Origin of the sequence: Dyadobacter chenwenxiniae (assembly GCF_022869785.1) — a bacterium.
In the GTDB taxonomy this organism is placed as follows: Bacteria; Bacteroidota; Bacteroidia; order Cytophagales; family Spirosomataceae; genus Dyadobacter; species Dyadobacter chenwenxiniae.
The window spans coordinates 5321212-5338750 of the sequence record NZ_CP094997.1 but is presented as its reverse complement, the minus strand read 5'-3'; the positions used below and the strand labels follow the sequence as shown (position 1 = coordinate 5338750).

Here is a 17539-nt window from a genome sequence, read left to right as displayed (position 1 = left end):
AAGGCCCGCATTTCACCAATGCGGGCCTTTTTTGTGTTTTTATAAACAAATATCAGACCGTGATCAGCATGGCTCCGTAGGAATAGCCGCCACCGAAAACAGTAATTACAATGTTATCACCCTTCTTGAATTTGTCTTTATTTTCCGACAATGCAATCGCGCAACCAGCGCAACCAGTATTTCCTAAATATTGAATGTTAGAAATCAACTTTTCAACTGGAATTCCTAACGTGTTGATCACATTAAGGCTAATGCGGTGATTGGCCTGATGTGGGATCAGATAATCCAGGTCGTCGATCGTAAGTCCGCAAGCCTGCAAAACCTGCTGGCTTACCTTGGGCATATACTGGCAGGCATTCTGGAACACATCCCGACCGTAAGGCATGATCACGCCCCGGTCATTGGGCCGTAAAACAACGGCTTCAATGGCTTTTCCGCTTGTTGCCGCGCCGCCGGTAATGAGGTTTTTAATCTCCATATCAGAATCCGTCTGGCGTTCTTTGGAAATCAGAAGTGCCGAAGCGCCGTCTCCCCACAAATGGCCTGAAACGGTGTCCATTTCATTATAATAGGCTGTGTTATGATCCGAAACCACAACCACAGCCTTCGAAGCTTTGCCTAATGCGAAATAGCCTTCAACAATCTCAATAGCATTCAGTAACGAAGAACAAGCAGAAGAGATGCTGACAACCGGAATGTCCGGAATTTGAAGCTGGTGCTGCACTGCATGCGCTAATGTAACGATCGTGTCATAAGGTGTATAAGTGGCACCGATAATCAGGTCGATTTCATTTTTGCTGTAAGGGATATTTTCAAGTAAGGCCTCAACCGCTTTCATAGCCATCGTGGAAGTATTTTCTTCCGGAGAAGCCTTACGTCTTTCTGAAATTCCTGTGCGTTCTACAATCCACTCATGGGACAGATTGTTAATATTTGTAAAATATTCATTACCAATAACTTCGCTTGGTAAATAATGACTAACTGTATTAATATACATGATTGAGAAGTTGACTTCGCAAGCTACGATTCTTTTTAATTCCGAAAGTTAAATATTTCGTAGAAATCGTAGTACTTAATATTTGAACAATTCAATAATAAGTTTATAAAATTATATTATCTAATAAAATTTGCTGAAACAACTCTAATTTTTAAGCAAACTCCGGTAAAATGACAAAAGCGTGCCTTCCTCGGACGTCCAGCTGTACATTTTTTCAACCGATTCCCGGCCGTTAATGCCCATTCTCAAACGCTCTTCCGGATTTTCAATCAGCCATTGCAGCTTTTCTGACAGCAAATCGGCGTTATATGGTGAAATACAAAAACCACATTCCGATTGTTCGACCACATTTTTGTATAATGGGAAATCTGATGTAATAACCGGCACTTTCAAGGACATATATTCAAACAGTTTGGTTGTGTAAGACTCCGGATAATCGGCGACGGGCTTCAAAAGGGCAATTCCTGCAATCGCATTACTGGCATATCCCAAGACTTTTTGCTGATCTGTATAACCGTAAAAAGTCAGATTTTCCGCAATCTCATCGAAGCCTGGCAGTTTTTCTACTTTGTCTCGGGCAATCCGCACGTTGCCAAACAGATGCATTTTAAAATTTGGGTAGCTTTTCTTCAATGTTGCCAAAGCAACTACAATAACATCAAAAGATCGTTCCAGTGAAACAACTCCTATGTAAATAATCTCGGGACTGGTGCTGGTTAATGGTATGTCCGCCCGATATCTGTCTATAAATGAAGGAAGTGCAAAGTTGCGGACGGTTGCGGACGGGTAAGCCAGTTTATCATACTCAATCAAATAGGCGTCTTCAGTGAAAATCAGCGAAAAATTTCTTCTCGCCCAATGGTCAAACAATCTGAAAAGCTTCCGAAAAATCCAGGCATTGTTGTAAGTCTTGATGCTGAATTTCTTGAATAAATTTTCCTGGACCTCGTAAATCACTTTTGCCCCAAAGCATTTGAATATAAATGCAACAGGAATCAGCTCCGGGACGAAAATGTGAACCAGATCCGGCTGGATACGCAGGCATTTCCATAAGACAACAATGTGTGAAAAGAGCAGTCGGAGACACAGACTTTGAAACTCAGGAAGCCGGATCATGGTGCATGTATTCTCTGCTGTAACAGGCTTCGCATTTGGAAGCGCGCAAAACACGTCATATTCCTTTGCGAGCGAAGGCGCGATTTTGTAAAAAATCCTAGGATCGGTTGCCGGATGAACGGTGCTGACAAGGAGGACACGCCGTTTCACACTGCGCTGACAATGGTGACGCCCGCAGATGTCCCGATGCGCTCAGCGCCCGCGTCGATCATAGCAATGGCCTGTTCCCTGGTTTTTATCCCACCCGATGCTTTAATTTTGACATGGGGCGGAAGGATCGAACGCATTTTTCGAACAATGTCAGCATCAGCGCCTTGTGGTCCGAAACCGGTGGAGGTTTTTACAAAATCCGCATTCGATTCAGCACAGATTTCACAGGCCGTGTAAATGTCAAATGAATCGAGATAGGCCGTTTCAATGATCACTTTAATCATTGCATTCCGCTCGTGTGCAAGGGCTGCGATTTGGCTCAGTTCTTCACGAACGCTGAGATAGGCCATGGATTTAAATTGTGCAATGTTCATCACTACATCCAACTCAGTGGCACCGTTTTCCAATGCATTATTCGCTTCGAAAATCTTGGTTGCTGCCGTAGAGTAACCAAAAGGAAAGCCCACAACGGTTGCGATTTCGATCTTTACCGGACAGAATTCGAGCATTTCTGCTGTATAAGCAACATAAGCAGGGGCAACGCAGACTGCCTTAAATTGATGGATCCAGGCCTCTTCACACAATTTCCGTATCTGGGTTTCACTTGCATTGGCAGCGAGTAAAGTATGATCGATGTAGGCGGACAGGGATGTCATAAATCAGGAAGGCAATAAGTTTAAAAAGTAAAAACCCCGTCGTAGTGACAGGGTTTATGCAATGATCTATAAACTGAGATTATTTTTTGCTCTTTTTTTCTTTCTCAGGAGTTTCGGCAACCTGTTCTGCAACCACTTCCGGGGCTTCTTCTGCTTCCGCTTCTTCTGGTGCGGCTACAAACAGCTCGGGTGTATATTTAGACAATAAGTTATACCAGGTAATGATTTTCTTAATGTCAGAAACGTAAACTTTCGACCTGTCAAATTCCGGGAGAATTTTATCCAAAAATTCGATCAGCTCTTTGTCTGATGCTGTTTTTGGCTGCAAAGTCACTTCTTCTCCATGCGCTTCATGAATTTTCAGGAAAACGTCTGCCAAAGGCACTGATTCTTCCTCTCCGTCTGTAAAAATAGAAACGTCTTTCAAAACAGAAACACGCGCAGTTGGCCCGATCAACGTTTTTTCGCGCTTTTCATCCAAACTTTCTACGATGACGCCTGCGCGGCTAGGTTTAAGAATACGAAACAATCCGCCTTTTCCTGAAACATTCGCTATCTCTTTCAACAAATCCATTCCTGTTGACTCTACTTTTTCACTCATCCTTTCTTACTAATTAGTTATATCTTAATAATGTTATGTTGAATGCGATGACCAATTCAATTTTGCGCAAAATAACGGAAAGATTGAGCGCTAAACAACCTTTGCTTTACTTTGTCCTTTCAAACGTCTGATTATAAGTTTCTATTGTCTCCATAATGGGATCGCGGCCTTCGTTTTTTTCTGCCGACGTAATGAACATCGGCGGCACTTCTTCCCACATTTCAGCCAGCTTTTCTTTATATGCCTCCATTTGGTTGATCGCCTGCGTCGGTTTCAGCTTATCGGCTTTTGTGAAAATAATGTGAAAAGGAATGCCGGCTTCACCCAGACCGGCCATGAATTCAAGATCAACCGGGAGTGCGCTGTGCCGAATGTCGATCAGTACGAATGTGCAGATCAGGTTTTCGCGGTTGTGCAGATAATCGCCGATCATTTTTTCCCACTTCTCGCGCTCAACTTTGCTCACTTTGGCATAACCATAACCCGGCAAATCGACCAGATACCAGGATTCGTTGATAAAATAGTGGTTAATGAGCTGTGTTTTACCGGGTTGCTGCGAAGTTTTCGCAAGGCCTTTCTTTCCGGTCAACATGTTAATTAATGAAGATTTACCAACATTGGAGCGCCCGATGAACGCATATTCAGGCAAAACCGGGTCAGGACATTTCTGATAATCCGAGTTACTCATTACGTATCTTGCTTCCTGAACTTTCATGCTTTTTTGACGTTAATAATAGTGCGAAGTTACTTTTTCTTTCTTTACTAACCTCGAATGCTCTGGTGGCATACTCCGTAAAGGTGATTGGATAAAATAAATGAATAGGGTATTTTCGTTGTTAAAGAGTTGAAACCATAACTAAATCAATAAAGATGAAAAGTCTTAAAAAACTATCCTTTCTCATTGCAATCCTTACTTTGACATTTGCAGTGGCCATCGCGGCAAACAAGCCAGACGGAGATAAGAAGGAAACCAAAGCAGAAGAAAAGGGAATCCAGTTCACTGAAGCCAAATGGGCAGAAATCCTGAAAAAAGCAAAAGCTGAAAACAAGATCATATTTTTCGATGCTTACACCACGTGGTGCGGCCCTTGCAAAATGATGCAGAAAAATGTTTTCACGCGTGACGACGTCGCAGCGGTTTTTAACAAAGATTTTATCAATGTTAAATATGATATGGAAAGTGGCGAAGGATTGAAACTTGCTGGCAAATATCCATTGGAAGCATATCCAACATTGTTTTTTATTGATGCAAAAGGAAAAGTCGTAAAGCAGGTGATTGGTTACCAAACGCCTGAAAAATTGATCGAACTTGCAAAATCCGTTCAAAAGAAATCTCCTAAGGCGATCTGATTTTTGAGCGAAGCGATATAAAAAGAAGAACCCCGGAGGATTTCCTTCGGGGTTCTTCTTTTTCAGCAATGCTGTATGTTATTCGTAGTAATTTGGAACACGGTGTCCGCTGCTTTCCAAAAGCCTGTCTTTCTTGAAGAGCAATACATCGGCTGCAACCATATCATTAACCAATGCTTTCAAGTCATATTTAGGTTTCCAGCCCAGTTTCGTCATAGATTTGGTAGGATCACCGATCAAAAGCTCCACCTCGGTCGGACGGAAATATCTCGGATCGACAGCAACTACCTCTTTTCCAATTTCTACCTGGAAATCAGGATTGTTGCATTTAGTCACTTTCGCGATTTCATGCTCGCCTTCACCGCTGAAATCAACTTCGATGCCTACTTCGGCAAAAGCCATTCTTACAAAATCACGGATGCGTGTCGTTATCCCGGTCGCGATCACAAAATCCTCAGCAACTTCCTGCTGAAGAATCAACCACATTGCTTCCACGAAATCTTTTGCGTGTCCCCAGTCGCGCTGTGCGTCCAGATTTCCCAGATAAACTTTATCCTGCAACCCCAAAGCGATCCGGGCAACTGCGCGAGTGATTTTACGGGTTACGAATGTCTCTCCTCTTAATGGAGATTCGTGGTTGAAAAGAATTCCGTTCACCGCAAACATATCATATGCTTCACGGTAATTGACTGTGATCCAGTAACCGTAAAGCTTGGCAACTGCATAAGGGGAGCGGGGGTAAAATGGGGTAGTCTCAGACTGAGGAACCTGCTGCACCAAACCGTAAAGCTCAGATGTTGAAGCCTGGTAGAGTTTTTTTAGTTAAACCCAAAAGGCGAACTGCTTCCAGGATACGCAATGTTCCAATCCCGTCCACATTGGCCGTGTACTCAGGCTCTTCAAAGCTCACCTGAACGTGAGACATGGCACCTAAATTGTAAATTTCATCAGGTTGCACTTCCTGAATGATGCGAATAATGTTGGTAGAATCGCTCAGATCACCATAATGCAGTTTGAACCTCACATTTTTTTTCGTGCGGATCCTCATAAATATGGTCAATACGCTGCGTGTTAAATAACGAACTGCGACGCTTTATTCCATGCACCTCGTATCCTTTGCTTAAAAGGAGTTCAGCCAGGTAAGCACCGTCCTGTCCGGTGATTCCGGTAATTAAGGCTATTTTCATTAGTATGTATATATGGATAAAATAATATCCGGGTTAAAAAGTTAGAAACAATCAAATCCTAATTGCTTTCGGCAGTAGGGTTTACCAGGAGGCTCCGCTTGATGTCGACACGGTCTGCCAGGATCACTGCTGAGGAATACCGTTCGCGGATGAGTTCCAGATATTGCTCTGCATCAGTGCGATACATAAAGTCGCCCACTTTTACGCGGTAAGTCGGTTGCGTATAGGAAACGTAGGGATTAAGGTCCGGGAAAGCCCCGTAAACGTAACTTTTCGCATCGTCCGCTTCTTGCCTTACATTGCCCACATAGATCTGGATCCGGAAGCCGTTGGCATAACGAATTGATTTATTGTGCTTTGCTAATGTATCCAGCACCGTTTCCAATCGTTTGTTGACATACAACGGCTTGTCTGCATTTCCCTTTGGCGCTGTATTGGTTTTGGGGGTGCTTACCGGGGCAGCTTTTTCGGTAACTGTCGGTTCAACATAGTCGAAACGAGGTCTCACCGAAGACAAATCTTCTTTGTATTCCGAACTGGAAGAGCTTACAACAGACTTTTTGCTGCAACCTGAAAGAAGGATGATGAAAAGATGAAGAGCCCATAAAAAATTCTTTTTCAGCATCATATCCTTAGCCTTTATTACTGAGCCTGCAAACTTAATCAAAAATGGATGAATCACCATAACATGCTATTTTGAATGTAATAGCTAACTTTACAAGGATTTATTTATTGGTTCAATGCAAATTCAATCTAACTTTTCGCTTCGGCATTTCAATACATTCGGCCTCGAATCCGTAGCTTCCTTTTTCGCCGAAGTCAGTTCGGTAGAAGAATTAACTGAAATTTTGGTAGATCCGGTATGGAGGCAATCGTCAAAATTTATTCTCGGAGGCGGAAGCAATGTGCTCTTCACTCAAAATGTCGACGCATTGGTGATCCATCCGGCGATTAAAGGAATTGATAAAATAAATGAAGACGAACATTCCATCAGACTGAAAGTAGGGGCGGGGGAAAGCTGGCATGACTTCGTAATGCATTGCGTTGAACATAACTACGGCGGCGTCGAGAACCTGTCGCTCATTCCGGGCACGGTAGGCGCGGCGCCGATGCAAAATATCGGTGCCTATGGTGTCGAAATCAAGGATGTTGTAGAATCGGTTGAGGCCGTTTCGATTTCGGAAGGTCGTAAAAGGATTTTTTCCAATGCCGAATGTGAGTTTGGTTACCGGGAGAGTATTTTTAAAAAGGCGCTGAAAAATCAATATGTGGTAACTGGGGTGACTTTTGTTTTGAATAAAAAACCGGTCATTAATATTGGCTATGGTGATGTGCAGAAAACATTGGCCGAAATGAATGTCTCCGAACCGACCATTAAGGACGTAAGCCAGGCCGTGATTGCCATTCGCCGCAGCAAACTCCCTGATCCCGCCCAAATCGGTAACGCGGGCAGCTTTTTTAAGAACCCTGAAATCCCATTAGAGCAATATAACAGCCTAAAAAATGCATTTCCGGACATGCCGGGATATCCGGTGAGTGAGACAATGATAAAAGTGCCGGCTGGCTGGCTTATTGAGCAGGCAGGCTGGAAAGGTTATCGCCAGGGCGCTATTGGCGTGCACGAAAAGCAAGCGCTCGTACTCGTCAATTATGGTGGAGGAAATGGCAACGATATCCGCGAGCTGGCAAGCACCATTCAGGGTTCCGTTGAAGTCAAGTATGGCATTCGCTTAACGCCGGAGGTTAATTTTGTATAGTCTCAACGCACCAGTACAACCTTACTGGTGCTGATTTTATTTCCATAATAAACCCGGAGAATGTACTGGCCGCTGCTAAGATCGTTCACATTGAATGTTGCCCAATCCTTGTTTGCATAACCCGCGTCCTTAACCTTCTTGCCATTGATTGTGAATAATTCTACCAGATTGATGGCGGATTGGGTAGAGACAATATTTATGAAGTCGGTGACAGGGTTAGGATACACATTAATGCTTAATTCCTGAATGTCCTCACCCAGTATGATGTCGATGTCCTCACCCTGTTTCGTAATCGTCGTGGACGCCAGTTTTGATTCGGACTGGTCGGTGTAACCTCTGATCCGATAAATATACGTAATGCCTTTTTTCGCGGATGGATCTGCATATTGAAGTTGATTTGCGGGGAAATGCAGAATTTCGTGTGCAGCAAGCGTATCATTGGCTTGTAATCTCTCCAACATATATCCGGTTGCATTAGGCAATTTGTTCCAGTTCAAGATCACTTGTTTATCTTGTTCTGAGGAAGCAAGAGTCATGGTGCCCAGATTTGTATACGGGAAAATTTTGTTGTGATGGAAAGCAAAAGCACGCAATCCTTTTGTGTTCCTTAAAAATGGACCAATATACACCCAGGCAGCATTCAAAAGCCCCGAATAGTGATATTTGGAAGGAAGATATTTGATCGTAGAATCATTCCCGGCCTCTTCCAGCTTTACGATAATTTTATTGGCCTCCGCTCTTCCCGAAGCCAGTTTTTTCCACTCGGCATTCAAATAAAAATAGTCTTTCATTGAAAAGACGGAAGACGGTTCCAGGCTTCCCTCAATGTTCACGGCAGTGGTGTCATTGGGATAAACCATCTGCTGATAATCCTCAAAAACCATCGTTATTTCATCCCTCTCGGGTGTAGAATAGAATGCTTTCTGCAAGCTGGGCGAAGTAATCTTTTCCTTTTGGCCGTAATGATTGTGTCCTGCCATATCGGCCATATCACGGCCGAGTTGCAAATATCCCTCCAATCCATAGTGAAACCCGTTCCATCCTACCGCCCCTAAGGCTGCATAAGGCTGAATAATAGGATATTTCCGGTCCAATGTTCTTTGCTGCTCACGCAAGAGACCAATGCGGTCGTCATATACGCCGCCGCCGAAAAGAGGAAGCTGAAAGACATAGATTTTTTTGACCATCGGATAATCTTCCTTCCACATTTGCACGAGCTTGTCAAAGCGCGGCGCCCACGTAAGCGGGTTATCAGATGATGCTTCGGTTTCGCCTTGCCAGTAAAATATGGCTTTCAGAGACGGCAATAATCCGGTTTCTCTGGCGGCATTGAGCAAGTGTCCGTAATAACTGGATTTATCGGTAAGGTCAATCAGGGAAGCGCCTGCGGCAGAACCATTAAGAATGCAGGTGGGAACCTGGTATCTTTCGGCGATCACCCTTTGAAATTCTATTCCAAAGATGCCCACGCGCTGACCAATGCCGTTCGCCAGACCCCATTCGGCCGGCCCGCCGGACGATCCGTAAGTTCGCGCAAATTCATTCCGGTAAGCATAGTCAACCTCCCAGGCCACGGCATTGGATTGGCCGTAAATGAGATAGAAATCACCGGCTACAACGTTGTCACGCTTTACAATCAATGTGGAATCAGATCCGGATTTGCATGCATAGACTTCATATCCATACTCGGCAAGCTCGGCTTTGATCCTGAATGTGAAGTTAAATGGTGCTTGTGAGCCGTCGTATTGAAGGTTTTTGCGCTGGTAAGCGTTCCTTGTTTTATTCCTGTACTGAACAACAGAAAAATAGGCATATCCGGGTGTTTGAACTCTCCCCAGAAACTCAACATTGGCATATCCGGTGCTATCCCTTGCAAAAAGCTGCATATTGGCAGGGACTTTATCCAGGATTGCTATGCCCGATTGCTGTGCATCAGCATTCGAAATAAATAATCCGATAAATGTTGATAAAACCAGTAGTAGAGTTTTCTTCATGCGAAAAAAGCGGAATTGATAGAGAGATTTTCCTTGATCGTAATGCCAAAGCCGTTGCCATAAGTACGATCAACGGGTGAAAACGGATCACAATAATTATTCCAAGGCGGATTTGAATTCCCTACCGGCCAAAACCGTACCGCACAATGCAGTAAAGCGCACGAAATCCGTCTTTCCAGTTGATCTTTTTGCCTTCCTCATAAGTGCGGCCGTAGTAGGAAACGCCTACTTCGTAAATGCGTATTTTAGGTATTTTTGAGATTTTGGCCGTAACCTCGGGTTCGAAACCAAAGCGGTTTTCTTTGAGCTCGAGGCCTTTGAGCAGATCGGCGCGGAAGAGTTTGTAACAGGTTTCCATATCCGTCAAATTGAGATTGGTGCACATGTTACTCAGGAAAGTCAGGAATTTGTTGCCGATCGTGTGCCAAAAGAAAAGGATCCGGTGCGGGCGTCCACCCATGAACCTGGACCCATAAACTACGTCGGCGTAACCATTGATAACCGGTTTCAGCAGAATGTTGAATTCCTCGGGATCGTATTCCAAATCGGCGTCCTGCACAATAATGTAATCGCCGCTGGCTTTGCGAATCCCCGTATGCAGGGCTGCACCTTTGCCCTGATTATACTCGTGGCGGAAGTAACTTACTTCCAGTGAAGGGTTTTCTGCAATAAAACGCTGGGCGACTCCCTCGGTATTATCCGCTGAACAATCATTTACAATCACAATTTCCTTTTGAAAACCACCAATCAATTCGACGGATTTGAGCTTTTCGAGCACTTTCCAAATCGTTTTTTCTTCATTGTACGCGGGGACAATTACTGATAATTTCATCAGGTAAAAATTGTGGAGGATATAAAGGACCGTTCAGCGAGTAAGGTAAAAGCTATTAATCAAAACATAAAGAGGCCGCGCCCAAAAGACCTGCGTCATTGGCTAATGTTGCTCTCTTAATGGTAATTGTTTTCAGGTAATATGGGGTCAACCAATATTCAAAACGCTCATTAATAGCGGGCAGAATATATTCAAACGAAGCAGAAATTCCTCCGCCTATCAAAATGGTTGTAATATCCAGAATGCGGATCATCGAAACCAGTCCTTCGCCCAGCAGATAGCCCATTTCCTGGAATACTTGCATGGCCAGTTCGTCACCTTTCGATGCCGCCGCTACAAGGCCTGTTGTCGAGATTGTTCCGTCAGATGGGAGCTGCGTTTGTCCTGTATAATTGGTGCGCATGGCGATGGCAAGATCCAGAAGCTCTTTTTTACCAATGTTCCTTTCCAAAACTTTGCCGTTTTTAGAAGGCACGTGACCCGGCTCCATGGCATTTCCGCCGCCACCCTTAAAAACTTTTTTATCAATGATCGCTGCACCGCCGATGCCTGTGCCCAGCGTTACGAAGATGTAGTCTTCGGGAAGTTTGTCTTCACCAAAATAATATTCGCCCAATGCAGCAGCATTCGCGTCATTTTCAAGGTAAAAATCGTGTTCAGGAAATCTGACTTTCAGATCAGGAACAATGGCAATTCCGTCAATTTCAGGTATGGCTGTGATCTCGATCAATGTAGTCCTGTCGCGGGTGGTGAGCCCCGGAACGCCGATTCCCACTTTTTTAACCTCGGGATATTCAACAAGCTGGAGCGCTATCGCATCTCCCAAGCGGTCTATAAAATGCCCTGAACTGCGCCAGCTGGCGGTATCGTGACTGTAAAAATTTGAAATTCTTCCATCCGTAGCGTCAACGATCCCCATTTTTACGTTAGTACCGCCCACGTCTATACCGAGGTATTGTTCCATGAAATGAAATATGGGTTTTAATAAATAATTTTAAAAATGCGGCAATTTAGCAAAATTGCGCTATTGTTCACTAATCAATCTAAATCTCCAAGCTGCGGCCTGATCAAAATCTCTTCCATCACCGCTCTCGGGGATAATGTATACGCAGCCCAGATGGTGTCTGCAATGTCTTTTGAGTCCATAAACCGGTCTTCGGCGAGGTCAGTGCCTTTCCAGCTGTCGGTGAATGTTGCTCCTGGCAGCACGGCTGTCACTTTTACGTTGTGCGACTTCATTTCTTCCCGCAAAACTTTGGTCATTCCGTAAAGCGCAAACTTGGAAATACAGTATGAGCCGCCATTTGGATAGGCCATAATGCTTGCTGTGGAGCACATTGTGAAAATATGTCCTTTGCGTCTTTCAATCATTCCGGGAATAATCGCCCTCGTGAGGTGGTAAGCGCTGTAAAGGTTGGTCTCCATTGTTTTTTCCAGGATGCCTTCCGTTTCATTGTGGATCTGGCCCGGAATGAATACGCCGGTGTTGTTGATAAGGACCTCTGCAAATGCGTTTTTTGAAATAATAAATTCAATAAAGGCGTTGAGATCTGCTTTTAGCGAAAGATCGGCGACCTGATAATATAATTTCGCCTGATCAAACCGGTTGTTCATTTCTTTTTCGAGTGCTTCCAGGTCGTTAGCATTTCTCGCACAGGTAATTACATCAAACCCCTCACTTAAAAACCGCTCGATGCATGCTTTCCCGATCCCTTTCGTCCCTCCGGTGACAACCGCTAATGGATTCATTTTTCTGATTGCTTCTTTTTTTACCTAATTTTCCCGAAAATATTGAATACAATTAAGATATCATGTCTGTAATCGGGAAATACTTCATTTTTTTAGGAACGCTATTCGGAAAGGGTGAAAAACTATCGGTGTACTGGCGGCGGCTCATGGAAGAATGTGTGGGAATCGGAGTGAGCTCAATATTCATTGTTGCCATTGTTTCTACATTTATCGGGGCCGTTTCCTGCATTCAAACGGCCTATAACCTCGTTAGCCCGATCATTCCTATTTCAACGGTTGCGCTCATCGTGCGGGATATGGAAATTTTGGAGCTTGCGCCTACGATTACGTGCATTGTGCTTGCGGGAAAGGTTGGTTCCAACATTGCCAGTGAGCTGGGCACCATGCGCATTACCGAGCAGATTGATGCCCTGGAAGTGATGGGGATCAATTCATCATCGTATCTCGTGCTTCCAAAAGTCGTGGCAGCGATGCTGACTTTCCCTATGCTGGTTATTTTTTCTGCATTTCTCGGGATCCTGGGCGGTTATCTGGCGGGCACCTTAACAGGCGTTATTACCGAGCGCGATTATTTGTACGGGATCAGGGATTCATTTGTGCCGTACAACATTTTTTTTATGTGTGTAAAACCTTTTGTTTTTGGCTTCCTGATCGCTACAATATCTTCGTTTAAGGGATTTTTTACGGAAGGCGGCGCGTTGGAAGTGGGTAGGTCCAGCACCGAAGCGGTGACCAACAGCTGTATTTCTATTTTGGTTGCCGATTATCTTTTAGCCCAGCTTTTATTGTAAAAGCACATTTAGCCATGAATTAAGAATAACTGGATCAGCAAATGATTGAAGTAAGCAATATTTCCAAAGCATTTAATGGTAAGGAAGTTTTAAAAGGCATTAGTGCATCATTTAAAAAAGGAGAAACCAATCTGATCATCGGCGGCAGCGGAACCGGAAAAAGTGTTTTGCTTAAGTGTATGATCGGACTCGTGAAACCGGATCAGGGCAATGTACTTTACAATGGCCGCGATTTTTACAATTGCGATAAAGAAACGCAGCAGTCGATCCGACGTGAAATGGGCGTTTTGTTTCAGGGAGGGGCGCTTTTTGATTCCAAAACAGTGGAAGAAAATGTGCGTTTCCCGCTGGACATGCTTACGGACCAATCCGTTCAGGAAAAGCAGGAGCGGGTTGCATTTTGTTTGCAGCGCGTAGGCCTGGAAGCTGCGGCGAAGAGAATGCCTTCCGAAATCAGCGGCGGGATGAAAAAGCGCGTGGGCATTGCACGGGCCATTGTAATGAACCCCATGTATCTTTTCTGCGACGAACCCAATTCCGGACTCGACCCGCTTACTTCGGTTAAAATTGACGAATTGATTAAAGAAATTACCGAAGAATACCAGATCACGACGATTATTATCACCCACGATATGAACTCGGTGATGGAGATCGGGCAGAATATCATGTTTCTTTACCAGGGCGACAAACTTTGGGAAGGGCTTAATTCTGAGATTATCAGAACGGATGTTCCCGAACTAAAAGAATTTCTTTTCTCCAATAAGCTGCTCCGCGAAATGGAAAAATAGGCTTCCTAACGCCTGTTCAAAAAAGGAATATTCTTCCGCTCAATTAAAAATACAACAAACGCAAAGAGCGCCAGCACCAGCATATGCACCGGAACTGCAATGTACAGATTTGGGATTTTGACAAATGTTGAAGCCGTAATTACCAGCCCGCCAATGCCAATATAACCCACTGCAGAAAGTACGTCGTACGGAACAGGATAATATTTTTGGCCAAAATAATAACACAACGCGACCATAATGAACGACGACGCTGCAAATGCAATGGCAAATCCCAGATAACCGATTTGCGGCACGAGCATAAAACTCGTCGCAATGGTGATCGCAGCACCCATTAATGTCAGCCAGGTTCCGTATTCTGTTTTGTCTGTAAGCTTAAACCAGGTTGCGAGATTGTAGTAAACGCCCAGGAAAAGATAACCTGCCAGCAACCAGGGCACTACGGGTAATCCTTCGTGATAGATTTTTTGTTTCAAAAACAATGCTGCCAGCAAGTCCAGGTTCAGGCATATGCCCACCCACATCAGTACGCAGATAATGATGAAGTATTTGGTCACCTTAGCAAATACAGGCGGCGCATTCTTGTCTTCACCTTTGGAGAAGAAAAACGGTTCCGCAGCGTATTTGAATGACTGGATTGCCAGGTTCATGAAAATCGAGAGCTTGTAACATTGTATGTAGATCCCGATGGCTTGCTTGGAGGTTCGTCCCGGATAGAAATTTTCCGGCAGCAAAAACTGGATGAACGCCCTGTCAAACAACATATTAAGCACGCCGCCCGCATTCATGATCATGATCGGGTAGGCGTATATCCACACGGGACGGAAAAGTGTTTTATTAAATACAAATTTGAAATCGGCAAATTCCTTCCTTAACATGAAGAAAAACAGGATGTTAGCAACCAAATTCGCCATCACGATATAGTCGGGCGCGCGCAAGGGATCATAAATTGCGTCAATGGCAGGTTGAAGAAATGCCAGATATTTTCCGGCATGGATATCGCGGCAAACGATCAGGAAGAATAAGTTTAAAAAGATATTGACCGCAATATTGGCAACGCGCACAACAACAAACTTCTTCCCTTTTCCTTCAAGGCGCAAACGTGCAAATGGGATTGAGACAATGCCGTCAATCGCCATAATCACCGCGAACATTCTCACCAGCGCGACGCTTTCGGGATATTTTATAAATTCTGCCGCCGGACCGGCGAAAATAAAAAGCAACCCGGAGAAGAACACGCTGATGATGATAACAGCGCTCAGGATCAGGTTATAGTAAGCTTTGCGATCCGTTTCCTGCCGGGCAAAACGGAAGAAGGCCGTCTCCATCCCGAATGTGTAAAGCACCATTCCGAGGCCCGCATAAGCGTAAAGCTGACCCTGGGCGGCAATTTGTTCCGGTTCAAAAAGTTTGGTGTGTAAGGCAACAAGCAGGTAATTCAGAAATCGCCCAAGCATCGTGCTGATGCCATATATGGCGGTTTCGCTGGCTAATTTTTTTAAAACGCTCATTCCATGTTAACCTGCAGCAAGTATTTGCAGGAGCGCAAATATAGAACAAGGAGTGTACAATATTTCAAATGAAATAGCTGTACACTCCCTGATAACTTGTAAAATACTTTGAATAATTTTTTAGCAGGTTAATTCCGGATGTCGGTAATAATACGTTCGATCACTTTTTCAATGCGTTGCCAGCCTTCATCGGAGTGCAGGTCAACGTCGATCATTTTTTCACGGTAATCTGTGGAAATGGTCATAAAGTAAATGCCGGCGGAGAGAAACGATACGAGGGCGCTGGTATCACTGTAATTGGGCAGATTGCCGATTTTGTCGAGGATACGCGTCGCAACCTGGTTACGCGCATCGGATAGCATGGATTTGCCGGTGCCGATCTCCCAGCGCAAAAGGTCCCGGGTGGCTTTCCGTTCCCTGAGATCATTCATAAAAGTGTGCATCAGGCTGGTAAGCGCCTTACTGCGTTCTTCTGGTGCCAGAGTCGGAATGTTGTCAATGTACTCTGTTGCGGTTGTAGAAGTGTATTCGCCGGATTTGACGTATTGTTCCATTAATCCGTCTACACTCTCAAAGTATCGGTAAATCAAAACCTTGTTGACCCCCGCCGTTCGTGCAATTAAATTTACGCCTACTTTTTCTGTTCCATGTTGTTCGATTACTTCGCCTACTGCTTTAAGGATTTTACTTTTTGTCCGCTCTCGGTCGCGCTTTTTTACTTTCTCAATTTTCATGTTGGGTGCCGTTTAGGTTAATAACATAGTAAATTTAATATTTCATATGGAAATATTATACCTGCCAAATGCCCTAAGTCACCATTTCTGAAAATTTGTTTCCTAAATGTGCCTTTATCGATAAAATTGGCCAATTCATAGATAATAATGGCCAGTTCGTCGACTAATTTGTACAGATTCTTAAAAAGGAATGGGGCGAAAGGGCATAAAAAAAGAGCTCACCGAAATGAGCTCTTAAACTTTCACTGTTGGCCGACAAGGACTCGAACCCTGAATAAGACAACCAAAATGTCCTGTGTTACCATTACACCATCGGCCAAAACCGTAAACAGTGGTGCAAAAGTAATGCGGGTAATTCAGGATGTCAAGTTTTTAGAGAAAAAAATTAAATGCTTTTTATCTCGGCAGCAGGAGCGATCTTTTTTACAAGCCCTTGAAGGACTTTTCCAGGGCCGCATTCAATAAATGTTACTGCGCCGTCATTCACCATCTGCTCAATCGATTGCGTCCATCTTACGGGTGCCGTTAGCTGTGAAATAAGGTTCTCTTTGATAACATTGACCTCGGTTGCAGGTTTTGCATTTACATTTTGATAAATAGCGCAAATGGGTTGCTCAAACTGCGCTTCATGTATCGCGGTAGCCAATTCTTCCCTTGCAGGCTCCATCAAAGGCGAGTGAAATGCGCCGCCGACGGGTAAGATTAATGCTCTCTTAGCACCGGCAGCTTTCAGAAGTTCACAAGCTTTTTCAACACCTTCAAAAGTACCTGAGATCACAACCTGTCCCGGGCAATTGTAATTTGCCGGAACAACGATTTCGTCCGTTATACCCGCGCATACTTCTTCTATAATGTTATCAGCCAATCCGAGGATCGCCGCCATCGTTGACGGACGGATTTCACATGCTTTCTGCATGGCATCTGCCCGTTTTGCAACAAGTTTCAGTCCATCCTCAAACGATAACGCGCCAGCGGCAACCAATGCAGAAAATTCGCCCAGGGAATGACCGGCGACCATACCAGGGTCAAAATCGAGGCTTATTTTTGCCAGTATGACAGAATGTATGAAAATAGCGGGCTGTGTTACATTAGTCTGTTTCAGTTCCTCGTCGGAGCCTTCGAACATGATTTTGGTTATATCAAAACCAAGAATGCCGTTGGCCTGATCAAAGAGCGTTTTGGCAGAATCTGAGGATTGATAAAGATCAAGTCCCATTCCTTTGAACTGAGAACCCTGTCCTGGGAAGATGTATGCACTTTTCATGATGATCGTTTTTGTTTGGGGATTTGAAATAAAAAGCCCGGTCATTACAACCGGGCTACAAAGGA

At 44.2% G+C, this 17539-nt stretch carries 17 protein-coding genes, 1 tRNA gene and 1 pseudogene; 4 read left to right on the top strand and 15 right to left on the bottom strand.

Going from position 1 to position 17539, the window contains the following annotated elements; translation table 11 throughout:
• Positions 1 to 52: 52 nt before the first annotated feature.
• The 5 genes from MUK70_RS22815 to yihA form a co-directional block, all read right to left on the bottom strand.
• Positions 53 to 997 (bottom strand): 3-oxoacyl-ACP synthase III family protein, encoded by a 945-nt coding sequence (locus MUK70_RS22815; protein WP_234603370.1) that lies wholly within the window; start codon positions 995 to 997, stop codon positions 53 to 55.
• A gap of 144 nt (positions 998 to 1141) precedes the next feature.
• The gene (locus MUK70_RS22810; protein ID WP_234655272.1) at positions 1142 to 2263 is read right to left on the bottom strand and encodes a glycosyltransferase; all 1122 of its coding nucleotides are present in this window, start codon (positions 2261 to 2263) and stop codon (positions 1142 to 1144) included.
• Positions 2260 to 2919, bottom strand: coding sequence for a deoxyribose-phosphate aldolase (deoC, locus tag MUK70_RS22805; RefSeq protein WP_234655271.1), 660 nt, complete (start codon positions 2917 to 2919; stop codon positions 2260 to 2262). The genes MUK70_RS22810 and deoC overlap by 4 nt, the downstream gene beginning before the upstream one ends.
• 79 nt (positions 2920 to 2998) lie before the next feature.
• Positions 2999 to 3520, bottom strand: coding sequence for a DUF5606 family protein (locus MUK70_RS22800; protein WP_234655270.1), 522 nt, complete (start codon positions 3518 to 3520; stop codon positions 2999 to 3001).
• A gap of 106 nt (positions 3521 to 3626) precedes the next feature.
• The gene (gene yihA / locus MUK70_RS22795) at positions 3627 to 4235 is read right to left on the bottom strand and encodes a ribosome biogenesis GTP-binding protein YihA/YsxC (protein ID WP_234655269.1); all 609 of its coding nucleotides are present in this window, start codon (positions 4233 to 4235) and stop codon (positions 3627 to 3629) included.
• A 155-nt stretch (positions 4236 to 4390) separates the two neighbouring features.
• On the opposite strand from yihA, the gene MUK70_RS22790 reads away from it, so the two are divergent.
• Positions 4391 to 4870, top strand: coding sequence for a thioredoxin family protein (locus tag MUK70_RS22790; protein WP_234655268.1), 480 nt, complete (start codon positions 4391 to 4393; stop codon positions 4868 to 4870).
• A 78-nt stretch (positions 4871 to 4948) separates the two neighbouring features.
• On the opposite strand, the pseudogene gmd reads toward MUK70_RS22790, so the two are convergent.
• Both gmd and MUK70_RS22780 read right to left on the bottom strand, forming a co-directional pair.
• Positions 4949 to 6057: pseudogene (gene gmd, locus MUK70_RS22785) on the bottom strand (GDP-mannose 4,6-dehydratase).
• A gap of 58 nt (positions 6058 to 6115) precedes the next feature.
• Positions 6116 to 6742, bottom strand: a complete 627-nt coding sequence (locus MUK70_RS22780) for an SPOR domain-containing protein (protein ID WP_234603356.1) — start codon at positions 6740 to 6742, stop codon at positions 6116 to 6118.
• Positions 6743 to 6797: 55 nt separating this feature from the next.
• On the opposite strand from MUK70_RS22780, the gene murB reads away from it, so the two are divergent.
• On the top strand, positions 6798 to 7814 hold the full coding sequence (gene murB / locus MUK70_RS22775) for a UDP-N-acetylmuramate dehydrogenase (RefSeq protein WP_234655267.1): 1017 nt from the start codon (positions 6798 to 6800) through the stop codon (positions 7812 to 7814).
• Positions 7815 to 7816: 2 nt separating this feature from the next.
• Here the strand turns inward: murB and MUK70_RS22770 are convergent, their stop codons facing one another.
• From MUK70_RS22770 to MUK70_RS22755, 4 genes are all read right to left on the bottom strand, one after another.
• Positions 7817 to 9808 carry a T9SS type A sorting domain-containing protein gene (locus tag MUK70_RS22770; RefSeq protein ID WP_234655266.1) on the bottom strand — a complete coding sequence of 664 codons (1992 nt, stop codon included), beginning with the start codon at positions 9806 to 9808 and terminating at the stop codon, positions 7817 to 7819.
• Between the two features lie 121 nt (positions 9809 to 9929).
• Positions 9930 to 10640 carry a glycosyltransferase family 2 protein gene (locus tag MUK70_RS22765; protein ID WP_234655265.1) on the bottom strand — a complete coding sequence of 237 codons (711 nt, stop codon included), beginning with the start codon at positions 10638 to 10640 and terminating at the stop codon, positions 9930 to 9932.
• 55 nt (positions 10641 to 10695) lie between these two features.
• A complete protein-coding gene (locus MUK70_RS22760) occupies positions 10696 to 11604 on the bottom strand; it encodes an ROK family protein (protein WP_234603345.1) in 909 nt (302 codons plus the stop codon).
• A gap of 74 nt (positions 11605 to 11678) precedes the next feature.
• The gene (locus MUK70_RS22755) at positions 11679 to 12389 is read right to left on the bottom strand and encodes an SDR family oxidoreductase (RefSeq protein WP_234655264.1); all 711 of its coding nucleotides are present in this window, start codon (positions 12387 to 12389) and stop codon (positions 11679 to 11681) included.
• A 62-nt stretch (positions 12390 to 12451) separates the two neighbouring features.
• Here MUK70_RS22755 and MUK70_RS22750 point away from each other — a divergent pair, with 62 nt between their 5' ends.
• Together MUK70_RS22750 and MUK70_RS22745 are read left to right on the top strand one after the other, a co-directional pair.
• Positions 12452 to 13180, top strand: coding sequence for an MlaE family ABC transporter permease (locus MUK70_RS22750; protein ID WP_234603343.1), 729 nt, complete (start codon positions 12452 to 12454; stop codon positions 13178 to 13180).
• Positions 13181 to 13221: 41 nt separating this feature from the next.
• The gene (locus MUK70_RS22745; RefSeq protein ID WP_234603342.1) at positions 13222 to 13968 is read left to right on the top strand and encodes an ABC transporter ATP-binding protein; all 747 of its coding nucleotides are present in this window, start codon (positions 13222 to 13224) and stop codon (positions 13966 to 13968) included.
• 5 nt (positions 13969 to 13973) lie between these two features.
• Here MUK70_RS22745 and MUK70_RS22740 read toward each other — a convergent pair whose 3' ends face one another.
• The 4 genes from MUK70_RS22740 to fabD form a co-directional block, all read right to left on the bottom strand.
• Positions 13974 to 15476: a lipopolysaccharide biosynthesis protein gene (locus MUK70_RS22740; RefSeq protein WP_234655263.1), complete on the bottom strand. Its 1503-nt coding sequence runs from the start codon at positions 15474 to 15476 to the stop codon at positions 13974 to 13976.
• A 128-nt stretch (positions 15477 to 15604) separates the two neighbouring features.
• Complete coding sequence (locus MUK70_RS22735) at positions 15605 to 16210, bottom strand: TetR/AcrR family transcriptional regulator (protein ID WP_234603339.1); 606 nt, start codon at positions 16208 to 16210, stop codon at positions 15605 to 15607.
• Positions 16211 to 16458: 248 nt separating this feature from the next.
• Positions 16459 to 16529: transfer RNA gene (locus MUK70_RS22730), tRNA-Gln, on the bottom strand.
• A gap of 66 nt (positions 16530 to 16595) precedes the next feature.
• Positions 16596 to 17474: an ACP S-malonyltransferase gene (fabD, locus tag MUK70_RS22725; protein WP_244784507.1), complete on the bottom strand. Its 879-nt coding sequence runs from the start codon at positions 17472 to 17474 to the stop codon at positions 16596 to 16598.
• Between the last annotated feature and the right edge of the window lie 65 nt (positions 17475 to 17539).